The 17,593-nt window shown below is 66.5% G+C and carries 18 protein-coding genes and 1 pseudogene; 10 read left to right on the top strand and 9 right to left on the bottom strand.

All coding sequences use genetic code 11. The features are described 5' to 3' along the window. Positions 1–42 precede the first annotated feature (42 nt). Positions 43–1,299 (bottom strand): cytochrome P450, encoded by a 1,257-nt coding sequence (locus OG874_RS06920; protein ID WP_330254277.1) that lies wholly within the window; start codon positions 1,297–1,299, stop codon positions 43–45. Between the two features lie 153 nt (positions 1,300–1,452). Here OG874_RS06920 and OG874_RS06915 point away from each other — a divergent pair, with 153 nt between their 5' ends. The 3 genes from OG874_RS06915 to OG874_RS06905 all read left to right on the top strand — a co-directional run bounded on the left by OG874_RS06915 (position 1,453) and on the right by OG874_RS06905 (position 4,922). Next, complete coding sequence (locus tag OG874_RS06915) at positions 1,453–2,760, top strand: transcriptional regulator (RefSeq protein WP_330254276.1); 1,308 nt, start codon at positions 1,453–1,455, stop codon at positions 2,758–2,760. A 93-nt stretch (positions 2,761–2,853) separates the two neighbouring features. Continuing rightward, complete coding sequence (adh, locus tag OG874_RS06910; RefSeq protein WP_330254275.1) at positions 2,854–4,377, top strand: aldehyde dehydrogenase; 1,524 nt, start codon at positions 2,854–2,856, stop codon at positions 4,375–4,377. Next, positions 4,377–4,922 (top strand): DUF779 domain-containing protein, encoded by a 546-nt coding sequence (locus OG874_RS06905; protein WP_330254274.1) that lies wholly within the window; start codon positions 4,377–4,379, stop codon positions 4,920–4,922. The genes adh and OG874_RS06905 overlap by 1 nt, the downstream gene beginning before the upstream one ends. Before the next feature lie 67 nt (positions 4,923–4,989). On the opposite strand, the gene OG874_RS06900 is transcribed toward OG874_RS06905, so the two are convergent. After that, a complete protein-coding gene (locus OG874_RS06900; RefSeq protein WP_330254273.1) occupies positions 4,990–5,193 on the bottom strand; it encodes a hypothetical protein in 204 nt (67 codons plus the stop codon). Positions 5,194–5,250: 57 nt separating this feature from the next. Next, a pseudogene (locus tag OG874_RS06895) lies at positions 5,251–5,766 on the bottom strand (dioxygenase family protein); the annotation flags it as partial. Positions 5,767–5,806: 40 nt separating this feature from the next. On the opposite strand from OG874_RS06895, the gene OG874_RS06890 reads away from it, so the two are divergent. Both OG874_RS06890 and OG874_RS06885 read left to right on the top strand, forming a co-directional pair. Then, entirely contained in the window at positions 5,807–6,178 is a 372-nt protein-coding gene (locus OG874_RS06890) for a MarR family winged helix-turn-helix transcriptional regulator (protein WP_330254272.1), read from the top strand. Positions 6,179–6,219: 41 nt separating this feature from the next. Next, complete coding sequence (locus OG874_RS06885) at positions 6,220–7,116, top strand: aromatic prenyltransferase (RefSeq protein ID WP_330254271.1); 897 nt, start codon at positions 6,220–6,222, stop codon at positions 7,114–7,116. Between the two features lie 2 nt (positions 7,117–7,118). Here OG874_RS06885 and OG874_RS06880 read toward each other — a convergent pair whose 3' ends face one another. The 5 genes from OG874_RS06880 to OG874_RS06860 are packed head-to-tail and all read right to left on the bottom strand — an operon-like array spanning position 7,119 to position 11,582. After that, positions 7,119–7,409, bottom strand: a complete 291-nt coding sequence (locus tag OG874_RS06880; protein WP_330254270.1) for a hypothetical protein — start codon at positions 7,407–7,409, stop codon at positions 7,119–7,121. Next, a complete protein-coding gene (locus tag OG874_RS06875; RefSeq protein ID WP_330254269.1) occupies positions 7,402–7,659 on the bottom strand; it encodes an HPr family phosphocarrier protein in 258 nt (85 codons plus the stop codon). Before OG874_RS06875 ends, OG874_RS06880 begins: the two co-directional genes overlap by 8 nt. Before the next feature lie 37 nt (positions 7,660–7,696). Then, entirely contained in the window at positions 7,697–9,856 is a 2,160-nt protein-coding gene (locus OG874_RS06870; protein WP_330254268.1) for a PTS fructose transporter subunit IIABC, read from the bottom strand. Between the two features lie 11 nt (positions 9,857–9,867). Further along, the gene (locus tag OG874_RS06865) at positions 9,868–10,818 is read right to left on the bottom strand and encodes a 1-phosphofructokinase family hexose kinase (RefSeq protein WP_330254267.1); all 951 of its coding nucleotides are present in this window, start codon (positions 10,816–10,818) and stop codon (positions 9,868–9,870) included. Further along, the gene (locus OG874_RS06860; protein WP_330254266.1) at positions 10,815–11,582 is read right to left on the bottom strand and encodes a DeoR/GlpR family DNA-binding transcription regulator; all 768 of its coding nucleotides are present in this window, start codon (positions 11,580–11,582) and stop codon (positions 10,815–10,817) included. Before OG874_RS06860 ends, OG874_RS06865 begins: the two co-directional genes overlap by 4 nt. Positions 11,583–11,729: 147 nt before the next feature. Here OG874_RS06860 and OG874_RS06855 point away from each other — a divergent pair, with 147 nt between their 5' ends. Next, positions 11,730–13,418 (top strand): putative PEP-binding protein, encoded by a 1,689-nt coding sequence (locus tag OG874_RS06855; RefSeq protein ID WP_330254265.1) that lies wholly within the window; start codon positions 11,730–11,732, stop codon positions 13,416–13,418. A 29-nt stretch (positions 13,419–13,447) separates the two neighbouring features. Here the strand turns inward: OG874_RS06855 and OG874_RS06850 are convergent, their stop codons facing one another. Continuing rightward, a complete protein-coding gene (locus tag OG874_RS06850) occupies positions 13,448–14,632 on the bottom strand; it encodes a cytochrome P450 (protein WP_330254264.1) in 1,185 nt (394 codons plus the stop codon). A gap of 788 nt (positions 14,633–15,420) precedes the next feature. On the opposite strand from OG874_RS06850, the gene OG874_RS06845 reads away from it, so the two are divergent. The 4 genes from OG874_RS06845 to OG874_RS06830 are packed head-to-tail and all read left to right on the top strand — an operon-like array spanning position 15,421 to position 17,561. Beyond that, positions 15,421–16,611, top strand: a complete 1,191-nt coding sequence (locus OG874_RS06845) for an inorganic phosphate transporter (protein ID WP_330254263.1) — start codon at positions 15,421–15,423, stop codon at positions 16,609–16,611. A gap of 11 nt (positions 16,612–16,622) precedes the next feature. After that, entirely contained in the window at positions 16,623–16,913 is a 291-nt protein-coding gene (locus tag OG874_RS06840; RefSeq protein WP_330254262.1) for a hypothetical protein, read from the top strand. A 4-nt stretch (positions 16,914–16,917) separates the two neighbouring features. Next, the gene (locus OG874_RS06835; RefSeq protein ID WP_330254261.1) at positions 16,918–17,226 is read left to right on the top strand and encodes a DUF3349 domain-containing protein; all 309 of its coding nucleotides are present in this window, start codon (positions 16,918–16,920) and stop codon (positions 17,224–17,226) included. A 26-nt stretch (positions 17,227–17,252) separates the two neighbouring features. After that, positions 17,253–17,561: a DUF3349 domain-containing protein gene (locus tag OG874_RS06830; protein WP_330254260.1), complete on the top strand. Its 309-nt coding sequence runs from the start codon at positions 17,253–17,255 to the stop codon at positions 17,559–17,561. The last annotated feature ends 32 nt before the right edge of the window (positions 17,562–17,593 follow it).

The following is a 17,593-nucleotide window of genomic DNA, read 5'->3' as shown; positions in this document are numbered from 1 at the left end:
CCGACACCCGTGTATCCGAAACCCCTGCGCTGATAGTCGTATTCAGAAGATTTGCAGCAGAGGGGATTTGGGGAAAGTTACCGGAAGGGTGGCCAGCGAGCGATTGAACGGTCCCGGCCGCCAGACCAGTTCGTCGAGGGGTACGGCCAGATGCAACTCCGGCAGCGCGTCCAGGAGTTGATCGATCGCGTCCTGCGCGATCAGTGAGGCGACCGAGCGGGCGGGGCAGGCGTGCGGTCCGACGCTCCAGGCCAGATGCGAGCGGTTATCGGTGTACTCCCCCGTGTTGATCGTCGGATCATTGTTACTACCGGCGATGCTGATCACGACCGGCTGATGCGCGGGTAGCCACGCGTCATCGATCAGAATCGGCTGCCTCGGGAAGGTGATGCAGTAGTTCGACATCGGTGGGTCGGTGAACAACACCTCGTCCAACCCATCGCGTGTGGACAGGCTCCCGCCGAGCATGCCACCCGCGAAGCGGTCGTCGGTGAGCATCAGCCGCAGCGTGTTGGTGATCAGATTCTGGGTGGGTTCGATCCCCGCGCCATAGAAGCTGAGCACTTGGTGGATCATCTCCTCGTCGTCGAGGCCAGCTGGATGGGCCAGCAGCCGCGAGACGACGTCATCGCCCGGTTCGGCCCGTTTGAGCGAGACCAGGTCGAACATCGCCGCACCCAGCATCCGGTTGCCCTCGGCGGCATCGGTGCCGTCGAACATCGCGGCCATGCCGGCCGCGGCGCGCTGACCGATCTCCGTCGGGCAGCCCAGGATCGCGTTGATCGCCGCGAACGCTAGTGGGAACGCGTACTGACTGATCAGATCCGCCATTCCGTCCTGGCAGAAGCCGTTGATCAGCGGGATGGCGATCTGTTCCACGGTGGTATGCAGGGCGAACAGGTCGATCCCGCTCAGTCCGGCGACCGTCGCGTCCCGGTAGCGGGTGTGCTCGAGGCCGGTACTGCGGATCGCCGCCGGACGCCATTCCAGCATCGGCCGAACCGGACAGTCCTCGGGGACGCTCTTCTGCCAGGTCCGGGAGTCGGCCGGAAAATGGTCGGGATCGTTGAGGATTCGCAGCGCGGTGTAGTAGCCGATCACCAAAGTGGCCGGTACGCCGGGCGATAGCTCCACCGGTACCAGGGAGCCGTATTTGCGGCGCATCTCGCGGTAGGCGTGGTGCGGGTCCGCGGCGAATTCCTCCGAGTAGAGCGCGATTCGGGGACCGCCGAAATCGATCGGCGATCCATGTGCGACCGGGCAGGAACGTGGGTGCGTTGCCGAGTCTGGCGTGGTCAAAGAATTGGCTCCAGTCGATGAGCGGAAACGATGATCATGATTCGCGACCGTCAGCGTACGTCGGCCGCCGTTTCGGCGCGCGTCGGTCCGGCCATACTCGGCGAAACGACATATGACCGGCATTACAGTGGAAGCCGAGACGAAGGACAGCGATTGAGCACAGCAGCGCGCGGCAACCCGTGGGTCGCCGTTCGACCGGATGATGACCTCACGCAGTTGGCGCGACGGGTGTCCTGCGCGCACCGCTGCTTCATCGAGGGTGTCGACCGGCTGCCGATGGTGCGGCCCGACGGCGATTCGGTGCGCTCGGTGGTACTGGATTCCTGGCGGCGCAGCCGCAACAACGGCGTCGACCCGGACGGCTTCGGCGATGCGCTGGATCTCGAAGGCCTGGAACTGCAGCGGTATCGGGCGAGCCATCCCATTGCGCTGATCCGGCCGGTGGTGCGGAAACTGCTGGTGGAAGACGCCGCGGACGCCGGACTGCTGGTCGCGATCAGCGATGCCGAGGGCCGACTGCTGTGGGTCGAGGGCGATGCGAAGGTCAAGGACCGCGCGCTGGCAATGAATTTCGTCGAGGGCGCGGACTGGAGCGAGGGCCGCGTCGGTACCAATGCGCCGGGCACCGCGCTCGCCCTCGATCATCACGTGCAGATCTTCGGAGCCGAACACTTCAGCCGTGTGGTGCACGAATGGAGTTGTTCGGCCGCTCCCGTGCACGATCCGCGCAGTGGCCGGATCATCGGCGCCATCGACATCACCGGCGGCCCAAGGGTTGCCGCGCCGGAGGTGTTGTCCCTGATCCGGGCGACGGTGCTGGCGGCGGAATCCGAACTGCGCCTGCTGATGCTCGATTCGCCCGACCCGTTCGATCGCACCACGGCACGCCTGCGGGTGCTCGGCCCGAACCGGCCGACCCTGACCCGCGATGGCGCGGACATCCGCCTCACGCAGCGCCATGCCGAGATCCTGTTGCTGCTGACCGAGTATCCGGAGGGCCTGAGCGCCGACCACCTCGCCATGCTGCTCGACGAATCGGAACTGGATCCGGTGACCGTGCGCGCGGAGCTGTCGCGAGTGCGAAAGATGCTGGGCGCCAACGGCCTCGGCTCCCGTCCGTATCGGCTGCTGCTGGATCTGGATACCGATGTCCGCGAGGTGCGCCGCGCACTCGCCCGCGGCGATACGGCGGCGGCGTTGCGCGCGTACCCGGGCCCGATCCTGCCCCGCTCGCTCGCGCCCGGCATCGATGAACTGCGCGCCGAGTTGCGCGGTCGCCTGCGTGCCGCCCTACTCGCGGCCGGTGACCGTCGCCTGCTCGCCCGGTGGACCGGTTCGGTCGACGGACGCGATGACGTTGCGGCATGGACCGCCTACCTCGCCTCACTCGACCGGCAGTCCTCGATGTATGCCCAGGTCAAGACGCAATTGTCGCTACTGGACGACAAATTGGGCATCTGACCAGTCTCTTGCAACCGTCGTGCAACATGCCCGCTCGTAGTGTTCCGGATCACATCTGACATACGGAAATGTCAGCAGATCGAGGAGCATGCGATGACCATATTCGCCCGTCCGGGAACACCCGATGCCGCCATGTCATTCCAGGCCCGATACGACAACTGGATCGGCGGCGAGTGGGTCGCGCCCGTCAAGGGGCAGTACTTCGAAAATCCGACCCCGGTCACCGGGCAGACTTTCTGCGAGGTCGCGCGCGGTACGGCCGAGGACATCGAACTCGCCCTCGATGCCGCGCACGCCGCCGCACCCGCCTGGGGCAAGACCTCGGTCGCCGAGCGCGCCGTCATCCTCAACAAGATCGCCGACCGGATGGCGGAGCACCTCGACGCCATCGCCCTCGCCGAGACCTGGGACAACGGCAAACCGATCCGGGAAACCCTGGCCGCCGACATCCCGCTGGCGATCGACCACTTCCGCTACTTCGCGGGTGCCATTCGCGCACAGGAGGGTTCGCTCTCGCAGATCGACGTCGACACCGTCGCCTACCACTTCCACGAGCCGCTCGGCGTGGTCGGCCAGATCATTCCGTGGAACTTCCCGATTCTGATGGCCACCTGGAAGCTCGCACCCGCGCTCGCCGCGGGAAATGCGGTGGTGCTCAAGCCCGCTGAGCAGACCCCGGCCTCGATCCTGTTCCTGATCGGCCTCATCGGCGATCTGCTGCCGCCCGGAGTGGTCAATATCGTCAACGGTTTCGGCGTCGAGGCGGGCAAACCGCTGGCCTCCAGCCCGCGGATCAAGAAGATCGCGTTCACCGGCGAGACCACCACCGGCCGCCTGATCATGCAATACGCCTCGCAGAACCTGATTCCGGTCACCCTGGAACTCGGCGGCAAGAGCCCCAATATCTTCTTCTCCGATGTGCTCGCCGCCAACGACGACTACCAGGACAAGGCACTCGAGGGCTTCACCATGTTCGCGCTCAACCAGGGCGAGGTCTGCACCTGCCCGTCGCGCGCACTCATCCAGGCCGATATCTACGACGAATTCCTGAGCGCGGCCGTGGTGCGCACGAAGGCCGTGCGGCAGGGCGATCCGCTCGATACCGACACCATGATCGGTGCGCAAGCCAGCAACGATCAGCTGGAAAAGATCCTGTCCTACATAGAGATCGGCAAGGCCGAGGGTGCCACCCTGCTGACCGGCGGCGAGCGCGCCGACCTCGGCGGGGATCTGAACGGTGGCTACTACGTGCAGCCGACGATCTTCGCGGGCGATAACGCGATGCGGATCTTCCAGGAGGAGATCTTCGGCCCCGTCGTTTCGGTGACCTCGTTCTCGGACTACGACGACGCCATCAAGATCGCCAACGACACCCTGTACGGACTCGGCGCCGGCGTGTGGTCGCGCGACGGCGCGCTGGCCTACCGGGCCGGGCGTGATATCGAGGCCGGGCGGGTGTGGACCAACACCTACCACCAGTATCCGGCACATGCGGCGTTCGGCGGCTACAAGCAGTCCGGCATCGGCCGCGAGAACCATCGCATGATGCTCGACCACTACCAGCAGACGAAGAACCTGCTGGTCGGCTACGCGTCGAAAGCGCAAGGCTTCTTCTGATGGCCGATACGCCCCGTCGGGTGCGTGCCACCGCGGCGGCGATGGATCTGCTCCGTCGCCTCCGCGGTCGGCACGGGCCGCTGATGCTGCACCAGTCCGGCGGCTGCTGTGACGGTTCCGCGCCGATGTGTTATCCGGCAGGCGAATTCGTGGTCGGCGATCGCGATGTGCTGCTCGGACTGCTCGATCTGCGCTTGCGGGTCGGCGAATTGCCCGCAACGCCGCCCGAACCGGACGATATCGCGCCGGTGTGGATCTCCGGCCCGCAGTTCGCCGCCTGGCGGCACACCCAACTGGTCCTCGACGTCGTACCGGGGCGCGGTTCGGGCTTCAGCCTGGAAGCACCGGAAGGATTTCGATTTCTCAGTCGCGGAAGGGTTTTCGACAGCGACGAACTCGCCACATTGGCGACGGTCGCGACGGTGACCGGCGCGGACTGGGAGCGCGGCGAACGTCCGACGGCGTCCACCCAACCGCAGGTCGTCGCCGAGGCGGCCGATGCCTGCCCCGTTCCCGGTCGTGGAACACCTTGGAACCCAGTGTGATTCATTCAGCGCGAAGGAGGTCGCGATGGCGAACCGCACATCCGGGTTCCACCGAATAGCACGTCATTCAATGTCGATCGGTGGCGACCATATCGAGCACCAGATCCTGGAGCACACGGCGCGTCGTATGCGCCTGCGCGATCAATGGTTCGGATGACTCCGTCTCGGCTAGCTCTACCAGTCGGTTGACTACGTGACAGATAGCGACGAGTCTGCGGATCGCTTGACGTCGCTCGGCGAGGTTCATGGTGTCGGTGGCCACATTCAGCATGTCGCATCGGTGCCGCCGGCTGTTTCGCAAAAGTTTGCTGGATCGCGTTGCCGCACTTCAGCAATGCTGACGTTGACTCAATGCCGAAGCATTGCGCCCGAGTTGAATGGAGCGTTTGGCCAGGCCGCCCCAGAAACCGTCGATGACGGTGCGCTGAGAATCCAGATCGGACTCGCCCGCGCCGAGCGTCACGAACAGCGGTGCGAAGTGTTCGATGCGCGGATGTGCGTACCGGGCGGCGGGGGCGGCGGACCGGAAATTCAGCAGCGCGTCCACGTCACCCACGGCCAGGGTTTCGCGGCCCCACGCGTCGAACTCCTTCGACCAGGCGGGCGCCTCGTCGACGCCGGAGCCGAACGTCATCTCGCGCAGGTTGTGGGTGAAAAAGCCACTGCCCACGATCAATACGCCCGCATCCCGCAGCGGCGCGAGCCGACGGCCCAGCTCGTAGAGTCCGACCGGATCAAGGGTCGGCATCGAGATCTGGAGCACCGGAATGTCGGCGTCGGGGTACATCTCGACCAACGGCACATAAGCGCCGTGATCCAGCCCACGGTCTGGTGCCTCGTGCACGGCACTGCCGGGCCCGTCGAGCCGGCGCCTGGACCAGCAGTTGACTCGCGACGACGGACTCTCCCATCTGCAGTACGAGATCCTGGTCCGGCTCGGCGACGCACCGGAGCACGAATTACGGATGACCGAGCTCGCGGCGGCGATGCTCGACTCGAAGAGCAAGCTCACATATCAGATCGACCAGTTGGCGAAGTCGGGCCTGGTTCGCCGCCGCACCAGTTCCGGCGATATGCGCGCGATCTATGCAGTCCTCACCGACGCGGGTCGAGACAAGCTCCACGATGCGGCTCCCGGCCACGTCGCCACCGTCCGCGAGTTGTTCATCGACGTCCTGACCCCGGCCCAGCTCACCGCCATCGGCGACGGCCTCGGCGAGATCGCCCGCCGCTTACAGGAAAATAGCCACGGCTGAAGTGCTGCCGTCGGGCCGAGGTTTGCGGGACCATGAAAGTCATGACCGCATCCGCCACAGTGGCACTCGATAAGCTCCGAACGGACTTGCAGCAGTACGCACATCTGGCCGAGGTGCGCTACGACCCGGTGGTCGTGGATCCGGTGCTGGACACACTCGCCGACCTATGGGCCAACTCCGTCGTCGGTGTGCGCACCACCACCCATCCGGTGCACGAGCGCGAAGTCAATGCCAGGGTGATGCATCCGGGCGACCCGACCGATCTGATCGAAAGACTGCGTGCCGCTGGACTTCTCACCTATACCGGACATCCGATGGAGCAGCTGCTCGCCGAGATCTCGGCCGCCGTACCGGTCCGCTCGGGCGTCGATCTCGCCCTTGCCGGTGGCGTACAGAAGATTTGGCTGGTCTTCCCCGAACTGATCGGTGTCGAGCGAATTCTCGGATTCTCCGGAATGCCCGAGTCGGCCCGTGCCCATGCCGCGCACCTGTCCCGCTATGGCGGCCGAATCGGCATCCTGGCCGTCGATTTCGACGCCCGCACGATGAACCTGTACTCGAATGTCTTCGAACCCGGCCACCTCGCTCCCGCGGACATCGCCGAAATCCTGGCCGAACTCGACTTCACCGCGGCCACCGACGACGAATTGGCCTTGCTCGGACGCACATTCAACCTCTACCGCACCTTCTCCTGGTCCGAGCCGGGTATGCGACGCATCTGCTTCCCGGTCCGCTGCGAGCCATCGAGCTTCCCTACCCATCTCGATCCGGTACTCGCACGCTTCGTCGATGGTGCCCCCTTCGCCGACCCCGACACCCGCGGCTTCGTGTTCTACGCCGCCTACGGACCGAACGACCGGTACTTCAAGGTCCAGGCCGAATACGCCGCCGCCCGCCAGGCCACCTTTCCGGGCGGAACCGCACCGCGCACCACCTGATCTCAGCCGGTCGGCCGCGTACCACGCACCGCCCAGGCCCGAGCAGTCAGGGCGCTGCCGTGGTCGCGCGCACAGTCGACGAAGGCGCGTGGCGGATCTACGCACGTCACCTGCACGGACGGGAGCGCCGCGGCGGCGGAACCCAACGCACCCGTTCGGGACCGGACATCCAGCAGCGAACCCGTGCCGTCGACAGCCGCGAATTCCAGCAGCAAGGGCGCGACCTGGCGACTCCAGCGGCCCATGACGCGTTCGTAGGCAACGGCTTCGGCGAACATGAGCGGCTCAGGCATCGAGGTCGCTGGCGACGAGTTCGGCGACCTTGTTCAGGGTCGGCTGGTCGTCGCTGGTGATCACGACCGGGGTGCCGAAGCCGGCCCCGAGGGTCATGATCATGAGCGCGGAGTTGGCCTCGACGGGTTCGCCGCCGACCAGGGCGAGCGTGACCGGCACCCCGGCGGCGGTCACGGCGTCGGCGATGACGTTGGCGGGGCGGGCGTGCAGACCGATGGACGAGCCGACGGTGACGGTGGTACTTGCCATGGTGATCAATCTCCTTGTCGATCCGACGAGTTGTTCGCTACGCGGGGACGAGCGCCGGTGTCGCGCTGCGCGGTTTGATGAGTTCCTTTGCGGCCGTGACGCATACGGTGCTCACCACGGTTCCGGCCAGCAGCGCGGCGAGGAACCACACGAGGTGCCCGACCGCGAAGAAGACGAAGATCCCACCGTGTGGCGCGCTGAGGGTGGTACCGGTGGCCATCACGAGCGCACCGGTGACCGCGCCACCGGCCATCATGGACGGAATGACGCGCAACGGGTCGGCGGCGGCGAACGGGATGGCGCCCTCGGAGATGAAGGAGGCGCCGAGCAGCCAGGCGGCCTTGCCGTTTTCCCGTTCGGCAGTGGTGAACAGGCGCGGCCGCAGCACGGTCGCCAGTGCCATCGCCAGCGGCGGCACCATGCCCGCGGCCATGACCGCGGCCATGATGCGCAGCGAGGCCGGATCGGTGACCGACAGTCCGGCCACGGCGAACGCGTAGGCGGCCTTGTTGACCGGACCGCCGAGATCGAAGCACATCATGAGTCCGAGAATGATGCCGAGCGCCACCGCGGAAGTGCCGGACAGGCCGTTCAGCCAGTTGGTCAGGCCACTGGTCACCGCCGCGAGCGGTTTGCCGAGCAGGACGAACATGATGACGCCGACGAACAGCGAGGCGAACAGCGGCACCACGACCACCGGCATCAAACCGCGCGCCCATTGCGGCACCGGACGTTTCGCTATCCACAGCGCGGCGGTTCCGGCGATGAGACCGCCGACGAGTCCGCCGAGGAATCCGGCCCCGACGAAGACAGCGACCGCGCCCGCGGTGAATCCCGGTGCCAGACCGGGGCGATCGGCGATCGCGAAGGCGATGTATCCGGCCAATGCCGGAACGAGGAACCCGAATGCGAGCGAACCGAGTTCGAACAGCACCGCGCCGAAGTAGGCGCCGAGACCGCCGTTCGGCAGGTCGGTGAGCGAATTGTCGAGCACGATCGTCTTGGCGCTGCTGGCGATCTCGTAGCCGCCGAGCAGGAACCCCAGCGCGATGAGCAGGCCGCCCGCGGCGACGAACGGAATCATGTAGCTGACGCCGGTCAGCAGAATCTGCCGCAGGCGCGTACCTTTTCCGAGCGCGGCGGGTGCGCCGGCCGGTTCGGTCGGTGTACCGGAGACCGTTGCGGCCGAGGGGTCCTCGCCGATGCGCAGTGCGTCGGCGACCATCGCGTCGGGCTCGTTGATCGCACGTTTTACGCCGGATTCGACGACCGGCTTCCCGGCGAACCGGTCGCGCCCCTTCACACCGACATCGGTGGCGAAGATGACCGCGCTCGCCGCGGCGATCGTGTCGGGGCTCAGCGGGGTGGTGCCGCTGGAGCCCTGGGTCTCCACCTGGACGGTCACGCCCACCCGTTTGCCCGCGGCGACAAGTGAATCGGCCGCCATGTACGTGTGCGCGATTCCGGTCGGGCATGCGGTGATGGCGACGATGGTCCGCGGCGCTGCTCGATCAACCGTCGCGCTCGAAACCCGTTCGGGAGCAGTCGAATCAGACCCAGCCGCGTCTGTTGTTGCCGCACCACCAGTAGCTGTTGCCGCACCGTTGGCAGTCGTCACCGCATCAGCACCAGTCGTCACCGCACCACCCGTAGCTGTTGCCGCACCGTTGGCAGTTGTCGCCGCACCTGCACCAACTGCTACCGCACCGGCAGTAGTTGTCGCCGAGGCGGCAGCAGCCGGAGCCGGAGCCAACACCCGATCGACCAGCGCGACAAGGTCGGATGACGTTGCGGCACTGCGCAACTCACCGACGAACTCGGGCTTCACCAATGCCCGCGCGAGACTGGAGAGCAGCTTCATATGCTCGGCTCCCGCACCTTCCGGAGCGGCGATCAGGAACACCAGATCGGCCGGTCCGTCCGGCGCACCGAAGTCCACCTTCGGTGCCAGTCGGGCGAAGCCGAGCGTGGCGGCGGTAATGGTCGCGGCCCGGCAGTGCGGGATCGCGATACCGCCCGGAAGTCCGGTCGCCGACTGGGATTCGCGGGCGAGCGCCGCGGCGGTCAGCGCCGCGGCGTCCTCGGCCCGCCCCGCGTCGGCGACGCGTTGCGCGAGTGCGGCGATCACCGACTCCTTGGTGCTACCGAGATCGGTGTCCAGGGAGACGAGTTCAGGGGTGATGATGCGATCGGTCATCGCGGTGTCCTTCAGCGGTGGGGCAGGAGATCGAGTGCCGTAACGGTTACGGCGTCGGGGTCGGTGTGATGCGGACCGGGTAGCCCGGTGCCGGGAAGCCCGGCCGCGGCACTGCCGTAGGCGACGGCCCGGCGCAGCCGCTCGGCGGGTGCGGCACCGGCCGAATCGGCGAGCAGATAACCGGCCAGCGCGGCATCACCCGCACCGACGGTGCTGCGCGGGGTGATCGCGGGAGCCGCGGCATGCCATGCCCCGTCCGCGGTCACCAATACGGCGCCGGCGGCGCCCAGTGTGGCGAGAACCGCGCCGACACCGCGGTCGACCAGCGCGGTGGCGGCGTGGGCCGCGGCGACGGGATCTTCCAGCGCGGCCGGATCGCCGCCGCCGAGCTGTGCCAATTCTTCGGCGTTCGGTTTGATCAACTCCGGTGCCGCGGTATCGAATTCGCGGGCAAGCGCGCGCAGCGGCGCATCGGAGGTATCGACGGCGACGCGGACCCCACGCAAGCGCCGGACGAGTTCGACGTACCAGTCGGCGGGCACAGCCGGCGGCAATGATCCCGACAGCACCACCCAGGACGCGGCCGGGGCCAGCTCACACAGCAGATCAGCAAGCGCGCCCAGGCATTCCGCGGTGAGCGGCGCGCCGGGCTCATTGATCTTCGTGGTGGTGCCGTCCGCTTCGGCCAGCGTCAAGTTCACGCGCGCGGCACCGGGCGCGGGCACGATGCGATAGTCGATCCCCGCCTCGGCGAGTGCGCGCGGGAGTGGATCACCACTATTGCCCGGTAGCACGGCGACGGTGTCCGCACCGGCGGCGGCGACCACGCGCGAGACGTTGACGCCCTTACCGCCCGGATGGTTGCTCACGCTCAACGCACGGTGTACGGCCCCGCGACGCAGCGGCTCGGGCAGCGATACGGTCCGATCGATGCTCGGATTCGCGGTGAGCGTGACGATCATGCCTCGATCACCTCGATCCCGCAGTCGACGAGCTCATTGCGCACCGACTGCGGTACGCCGGAATCGGTGACCAGCACATCGATCTCGTCGATGCTCGCGAAGCGCACGAAATCCTCGCGGCCGACCTTGGTCGAATCGGCGACCACCACCACGCGATGCGCGCTGGCCACCATGGCCCGTTTGACCGCCGCCTCGTCGAAGTCCGGCGTCGACAATCCGTGCGCCGTGGTCAGGGCATTGGTGCCGATGAAGGCGACATCCACCCGCAGATCGGCCAGCAGTCGCAGCGCCTCGGCGCCGACCGCGGCCTGCGTGACACCGCGCACCCGGCCGCCGAGCAGATGCAGATGGATCCCGGTATTGGTCCCGAGCCGGGCCGCGACGGGGATCGAATTGGTCACGGCGAACAGTGCGCGATCGGCGGGCAGCAGTGCGGCGATCCGCGCGGTGGTGGTACCTGCGTCGAACAGCACGCTGCCACCGGTGGGCGGCAGAAATTCCAAGGCCGCCTTGGCGATTCGTTCCTTCTCGGCGGTCTGGGTATGTTCCCGCTCGACGGTGCCGAGTTCGATCGCGGTCAGTGCGGTCGCGGGCACCGCGCCGCCGTGCACCCGCCGGATCAGCCCCATGCGGTCAAGTACTGCCAAGTCGCGGCGCACCGTCTCGGTGGTGACGCCGTATTGCTCCGCGAGGTCGGCGACCGACATACGGCCACGTTGCCCGATCAGCATGGCCATGGCCTGCTGCCGCTCCTCCGCGTACATCCGATCCTCCAGACTCAATGTTGTTTCATGTTGTTTTATGCCTGATCATGTTGCTTTGTCAAGAGTTTTGAGTAGTCTGGATCACAGTGATAGCAATACGGCGGTTACGTCACGCCGCTCGGCACAGGCGCGGAGGAGCATCTTCAAATGACCGGATTGGAGCAGTTCGAGCTGGTTGAGACAGTATTGCGGGGCACACCCGCGGTGCCGGGGATCGCTGTCGCGCCGGCAATCCGCCCGACCGCACGGGTGAATGTCGATGCCCGAATAGGCCCGATTTCCGAGTCCGATCGGGCCGCAGAGCTCACCGCGTTCCACGCCGCTGCCGCCACGGTCGCCCAGCGATTGCGTGACCGGGCCGCCGCCTCGAGCGGAGCCGCCGCCGAGGTGCTCGCCGCGAATGCCGCGATGGCCGGTGACCGCGGCTGGCTGGGGGTCGCGCAACGCCGCATCGCCGAGGGAGATCCGGCGACCATGGCGGCGATCGTGGCCACCGAACAGTTCGCCGTAATGTTCGCCAAGCTCGGCGGGCTGATGGCCGAGCGCGTCACCGATCTGCGCGATGTGTGTGATCGCGTGGTCGCCGAACTCGTCGGCGCGCCCGAACCCGGCATCCCGACTCCGGCAATGCCCTCGATCCTGCTCGCCGCGGACCTCGCCCCCGCGGATACGGCCGGTCTCGATCCCGCACTCGTCATCGCGCTTGCCACCTCACTTGGTGGCGCGACCAGCCATACCGCGATCATCGCGCGGCAGCTCGGCATTCCGTGCGTGGTCGGCGTCGACGGGCTCGACAAAGTACCCGCCGGGACGCAGGTGCTGGTGGACGGCTCGGCCGGGACGGTCACCGTCGCACCGGATGCCGCCGCGGCCGCGCGTCGCGTCGCGGACTACCGTGCCGTCGCCGCGCGCAACGCGGAGTGGAGCGGGCCCGGCGCGACCGCCGACGGGCACCGCGTCGACGTGCTCGCGAACGTCCAGGACGGAGCGGGCGCGCGCGCCGCCCAGGCCACGGCGGCCGCGGGCATCGGCCTGTTCCGCACCGAATTGTGTTTCCTGGAAAGGGAATCCGAGCCGACCGTCGAGGAGCAGGCGCGGATCTACCGCGAAGTGCTCGACGCGTATCCGAACGCCAAGGTGGTGCTCCGGACGCTGGACGCCGGATCGGATAAGCCGCTGCGGTTCGCCGAACACCCCGACGAGGCCAATCCCGCCCTCGGTGTGCGCGGTATCCGGATCGCCGCGCGCGACAGCGGAATCCTGGACCGCCAGCTCGACGCGATCGCATTGGCCGCGGCCGGACGCGATGTCGTCCCGTGGGTGATGGCCCCGATGATCTCGACCGCGGCCGAGACGAAATCGTTCGCCGACAAGGTGCGCTCGCGCGGCCTGGTGCCCGGCGTCATGATCGAGGTGCCCGCGGCCGCGCTGCTCGCCGAAACCATCCTCGAACACGTCGAATTCGCCTCGATCGGCACCAATGACCTCGCCCAGTACACGATGGCCGCCGACCGTATGTCCCCCGAACTGGCCGCGCTCACCGACCCGTGGCAGCCCGCGGTGCTGACGCTGGTCGCCCGCACCGCGGCCGCGGGCCGCACCATGGACAAGCCCATCGGGGTCTGCGGTGAGGCCGCCGCAGACCCCTTGCTCGCCTGTGTGCTGGTCGGCTTGGGTGTGAGCTCACTGTCCTCGGCCGCGCCCGCCGTCGCCGCGGTCGGGGCAATGCTGTCGTCGGTCACCCTCGACGCATGCCGCGAAGCCGCGGCGGCGGTGCTGGGATCCGCCGATCCAGCCGACGCACGCGAACTGGCGCGAAAAATACTTGTGGCCTAACCATCATGGGTAGGTGCGCCCACCATGACTCAACCGAAAGTAAAAGGGGGGGAAGGGGGAAAGGCTACCGGGAATACCGACAACGCACGGTGGACACCGCCCGGTCGCCACTGCAGTTGCTCGGCGGGCACCGCCAACTCGATATCCGGTAGCGCATCGAGCAACTGGTCGAGCGCTTCTTGCACGATGATCATCGCCAGCGACTGGGCTGGGCAGGAATGTGGGCCCGCACCCCACGCCAGATGCGACCGATTTCCGGTACGGTTACCGGCCACCGCCGCAGGATCGTTATTGCAGGCCGCCAAGCTGATCACGACCGGCTGGTGCACCGGCAACCACGTTTCGCCGACTATTTGCGGCTGACGCGGATAGCTGAAGCAGAAATTCGCCAGCGGCGGATCGGTGAACAACACCTCATCGATCGCATCGCGGACCGACAGCGCTCCGCCGAGCAAATCGTCGTGGAACTCGTCATCGGTCACCATCAACAGCAGCGTATTCGCGATCAGATTCCACGTCGGTTCGGTGCCCGTCGCATACAGGACCGCCATCTCCTGCACGATCTCCGCATCGTCGAAATCGGCGGACTGCTCCAACAGCCACGACATCACATCCGCGCCCGGTGCGGCCCGCTTGGCCGCCATCACCGTCGAAACCACCTCGGTGAACATCTTGTTGCCCAGTTCGGCCGATGCCGCGTCGGTCGCGTTGCGCAACGCCGACATCGCGGCGAATGCCTTCTCCCCCGCCTCCGGCGCGAACCCGAGCAGCTCGTTGAGCACGCGCACGGTGAGCGGGATCGCGTACTGGGTGAGCAGATCGGCCGACCCCGCCTCGCAGAAACTGTTGATCAACGGCATCGCCGTGCGTTCGACCGCACGGCGCAACGCATACAGATCAATATTGCCGAGCGTGGCGAGGTAAGCGCCGCGATAGCGGTGCCGGTTCTCCCCCGCCGTCTTCGACGTCTTGGGCAACCACTCCATGATCGGCAGTACCGGGCATTCGGTCCCGGCAGTGGACTGCCAGGCCAGCGGTTCCGGCGGAAAATGAAAGGGGTCCGACAGGATCTGGAGAGCCTCGCGGTAGCCGAGCACCAATGTCGCGGGCACCCCGGCCGCGATCTCCACCGGGGCCACCGGACCACAGCGCCGTCGCAAATCGCCATAGGCGCTGTGCGGATCAGCCGCGAACTCTGGCGAGTGTAGCTTCACCCGCGTGTACCTTCGATATCGACCGGCAGTGTAGTCGCGTACGCCAGTGACGTTGACGTGGTCATGAAATGGCTCCCAAGAACGAACAGAGTGTGACGGCGAGATCCGCGTGACTGCACGGCATTTCGCGCATGCGGATACGGCAGTGTCCGGATTTGTCGGTCCACTACCGGCCAGGCTGGCTAAGTGCTTGGTCGAGCTGAGTGCTTGGTCGAGCTGAGTACTGGGTCGAGCTGACTGCATCGTCGAACTCGGGCTGGTGTCGCTTGCAACGCGAAGGCCAGAATCGGCGCGAATCCCAAGGATCCGCAGGCCATTACGGCCTCGACGCGTTCCGAATCCGGCGGTCCTAGAGTAGCGCCATGGTCAAGACGCGTGCCGGGACCACCGAGGTACACCAAACATGCTCGACCACAATATGTTTCGGGCGCATGCCTCGATGATACCCACGCACGCAAGGGCTCGCAGCCCGACCCCACCCTGACAGTAACTTCGCCGCAGACTACCGATAATACGTCCGGACCGTCCTGCGGATACGCGAAATCTTCCGATTGGTCACATGTTCAGCGGCCGATACTGTCGGGTCATCTATACGGCAGCAACACCGGATCCCCCTGAGCCACTGAGCCTTCCACATAGGCAGCGCAGACCGCGATGTCGAGACGTGGTTCGCCAACAAGACGGCCACCACGACCGGCCCGCGATACAACCTTCCGTCTTGTTGAATACTGAATGAACAGCCGTCCGCGAGGTAGCCAGCCGCCGTCTGGGCGCACGAAGATGCTGGTGTGAGCGCAGAACTGATCGTGCTTCTGATCGTCATCGTGACGGCCTTGGCCTTCGATTTCACCAACGGTTTCCATGACACCGCCAATGCCATGGCGACGTCGATTGCCACCGGGGCGCTGAGTCCCCGGGTGGCGGTGGGGTTGTCGGCGGTGCTCAACCTCGTCGGCGCGTTCCTCTCGGTCGAGGTCGCCAAGACCGTGTCGGGCGGGCTGCTCAATATCAACAACGTGCATCACATGGAGTTGCTGCACATCGTGTTCGCAGGCCTGGTCGGCGGCATCCTGTGGAACCTGTTCACGTGGCTGTTCGGCATTCCGTCGAGTTCCTCACACGCCTTGTTCGGCGGCCTGATCGGCGCCGCCGTGGCGGCCCTCGGCACCAGCGGCGTGATCTGGACCGGCAACGAGAAAACCGGCCTCATCAGCAAAATCATCGTCCCGGCGCTGCTGGCGCCGTTCGTCGCGGCGCTGGTCGCGGGCCTGGGCACCTATCTGATCTACAAGCTCACCCAGCGATCGGCCGAGGCCAAGGTCAAGGTCGGTTTCCGCTGGGGTCAGATCGGGTCCGCGTCGCTGGTCTCGCTCGCACACGGCACGAACGACGCACAGAAGACAATGGGCGTCATCTTCATGGCCCTGGTCGCGCACGGCACATTCACCAACAGCGACGATATTCCGCTGTGGGTCAAGGTCTGCTGCGCGCTCGCCATCGCCGCGGGCACCTACCTGGGCGGCTGGCGCATCATCCGAACACTGGGCAAGGGCCTGGTGGAGATCGACTCACCGCAGGGCTTCGCGGCCGAATCCTCCTCCGCCGCGATCATTCTCACCTCCGCGCAATTCGGCCTCCCGCTCTCGACCACGCAAACCGCGACCGGCTCGATCCTGGGCACCGGACTCGGCAAACCGGGCGCCGAGGTGCGCTGGGGCGTAATGGGCCGGATGGCCGTCGCGTGGATCTTCACACTGCCGCTCGCGGGACTCGTCGGCGCGCTGTGCTGGTGGATCGCCGATCTGTTCGGCGGCCTCGGCGGCGTCCTGATCGACTTCGCGATCCTGATCGCACTGTCGGCCTACATGTACTTCCGCTCGCGGAAGGATCCGGTGGACACCACCAATGTCAACGACAAGTGGGAGGGCGGTCTCACTCCCCCGTCCGACCTCGACGCCCCCACCAGCGCGCGGGTCTGAGGAGAGAGTTCATGCACACGTTCAACGCCATCGCCAAGTCACTCGGTGAAGTCACGCTGATCGCCGTTCTGCTCGGGGCCGGACTACCGCTGATCTTCGCGGTCGGCATCCGGTTCTGGTCGCTGGAAACGGCAACAGCAAACGGCGCACCCGCCCGCAATCCGCTCGCCCAGGCCGTCGCATACCTCTGCTTCGCGATCGTCGTCATCGCGGTGATGATCGGAATCCTGTACATCGCAAAGGATTTCATCAGCCACACCTTCGACATCCAGCTGTTCGGCGCCAAACCTCCCAAGAAGTGAATTCATGACATCGAATGCGTCATTCCTCGAATCGGTCCTGAACTGGCTGCGCGCGGGCTACCCGCAGGGCGTGCCCCAGGAGGACTACGTCGCCCTGTTCGCGGTACTGCACCGCAGACTCACCGAACCCGAGGTCAACCAGATCGTCGAACAGCTGGTGGTCGACAACACCGACGGCACGATCGAGCGAAGCCAGGTCGAGGCCGCGATCAGCAAGCTCGCACACGAGAAGCCCGGCGAGGACGATGTGAACCGGGTCGCGGCCCGGCTCGCCGCCGTCGGCTGGCCGCTCGCGCACCCCTCCGACGCCTGAACCACTTCCCGCAGAACCGGAGTTCCATGGCCCTATCCAATTTCCTCGCCAGGATCGTCGGCTGGTTGCGCGCCGGATACCCCTACGGCGTGCCGGATACGGACTACGTACCGTTGCTCGCCTTGCTGTCGCGCCGCCTCCCCGAGGACGACGTCCGCGAAGTCGCCTCCGCCCTCGTCCGACAGGGCGCCATCCCACCCGACAAGGCCGACGTCGGCGTGGTCATCACCAAACTGACCGACGAAATGCCACTCGAAGCCGATATCGCCCGCGTCCGCGAACACCTACTGGCCGCCGGTTGGCCCATCGACGACACCTGGACCGACCCGACCTGATTCCGCGCGGGAGTCGTCCACTCCGCCAACGG

It is taken from the genome of Nocardia sp. NBC_00565 (assembly GCF_036345915.1).
Classification (GTDB): domain Bacteria; phylum Actinomycetota; class Actinomycetes; order Mycobacteriales; family Mycobacteriaceae; genus Nocardia.
The sequence above is the reverse complement of the archived record's forward strand: the minus strand, read 5'-3'. Positions and strand labels throughout refer to the sequence as shown.

Bases quoted from the DNA above. Each gene is read 5' to 3' on its own strand.
- OG874_RS06865 (WP_330254267.1), bottom strand. From the start codon at position 10,818: ATGATCGTCACGCTCACCGCGAATCCGAGCATCGATCGGACCGTATCG.
- OG874_RS06835 (WP_330254261.1), top strand. From the start codon at position 16,918: ATGACATCGAATGCGTCATTCCTCGAATCGGTCCTGAACTGGCTGCGC.
- OG874_RS06880 (WP_330254270.1), bottom strand. From the start codon at position 7,409: ATGCCTGAGCCGCTCATGTTCGCCGAAGCCGTTGCCTACGAACGCGTC.
- OG874_RS06905 (WP_330254274.1), top strand. From the start codon at position 4,377: ATGGCCGATACGCCCCGTCGGGTGCGTGCCACCGCGGCGGCGATGGAT.
- OG874_RS06875 (WP_330254269.1), bottom strand. From the start codon at position 7,659: ATGGCAAGTACCACCGTCACCGTCGGCTCGTCCATCGGTCTGCACGCC.
- OG874_RS06900 (WP_330254273.1), bottom strand. From the start codon at position 5,193: ATGCTGAATGTGGCCACCGACACCATGAACCTCGCCGAGCGACGTCAA.
- OG874_RS06830 (WP_330254260.1), top strand. From the start codon at position 17,253: ATGGCCCTATCCAATTTCCTCGCCAGGATCGTCGGCTGGTTGCGCGCC.
- OG874_RS06860 (WP_330254266.1), bottom strand. From the start codon at position 11,582: ATGTACGCGGAGGAGCGGCAGCAGGCCATGGCCATGCTGATCGGGCAA.
- OG874_RS06840 (WP_330254262.1), top strand. From the start codon at position 16,623: ATGCACACGTTCAACGCCATCGCCAAGTCACTCGGTGAAGTCACGCTG.
- OG874_RS06885 (WP_330254271.1), top strand. From the start codon at position 6,220: ATGACCGCATCCGCCACAGTGGCACTCGATAAGCTCCGAACGGACTTG.
- adh (WP_330254275.1), top strand. From the start codon at position 2,854: ATGACCATATTCGCCCGTCCGGGAACACCCGATGCCGCCATGTCATTC.
- OG874_RS06870 (WP_330254268.1), bottom strand. From the start codon at position 9,856: ATGACCGATCGCATCATCACCCCTGAACTCGTCTCCCTGGACACCGAT.
- OG874_RS06855 (WP_330254265.1), top strand. From the start codon at position 11,730: ATGACCGGATTGGAGCAGTTCGAGCTGGTTGAGACAGTATTGCGGGGC.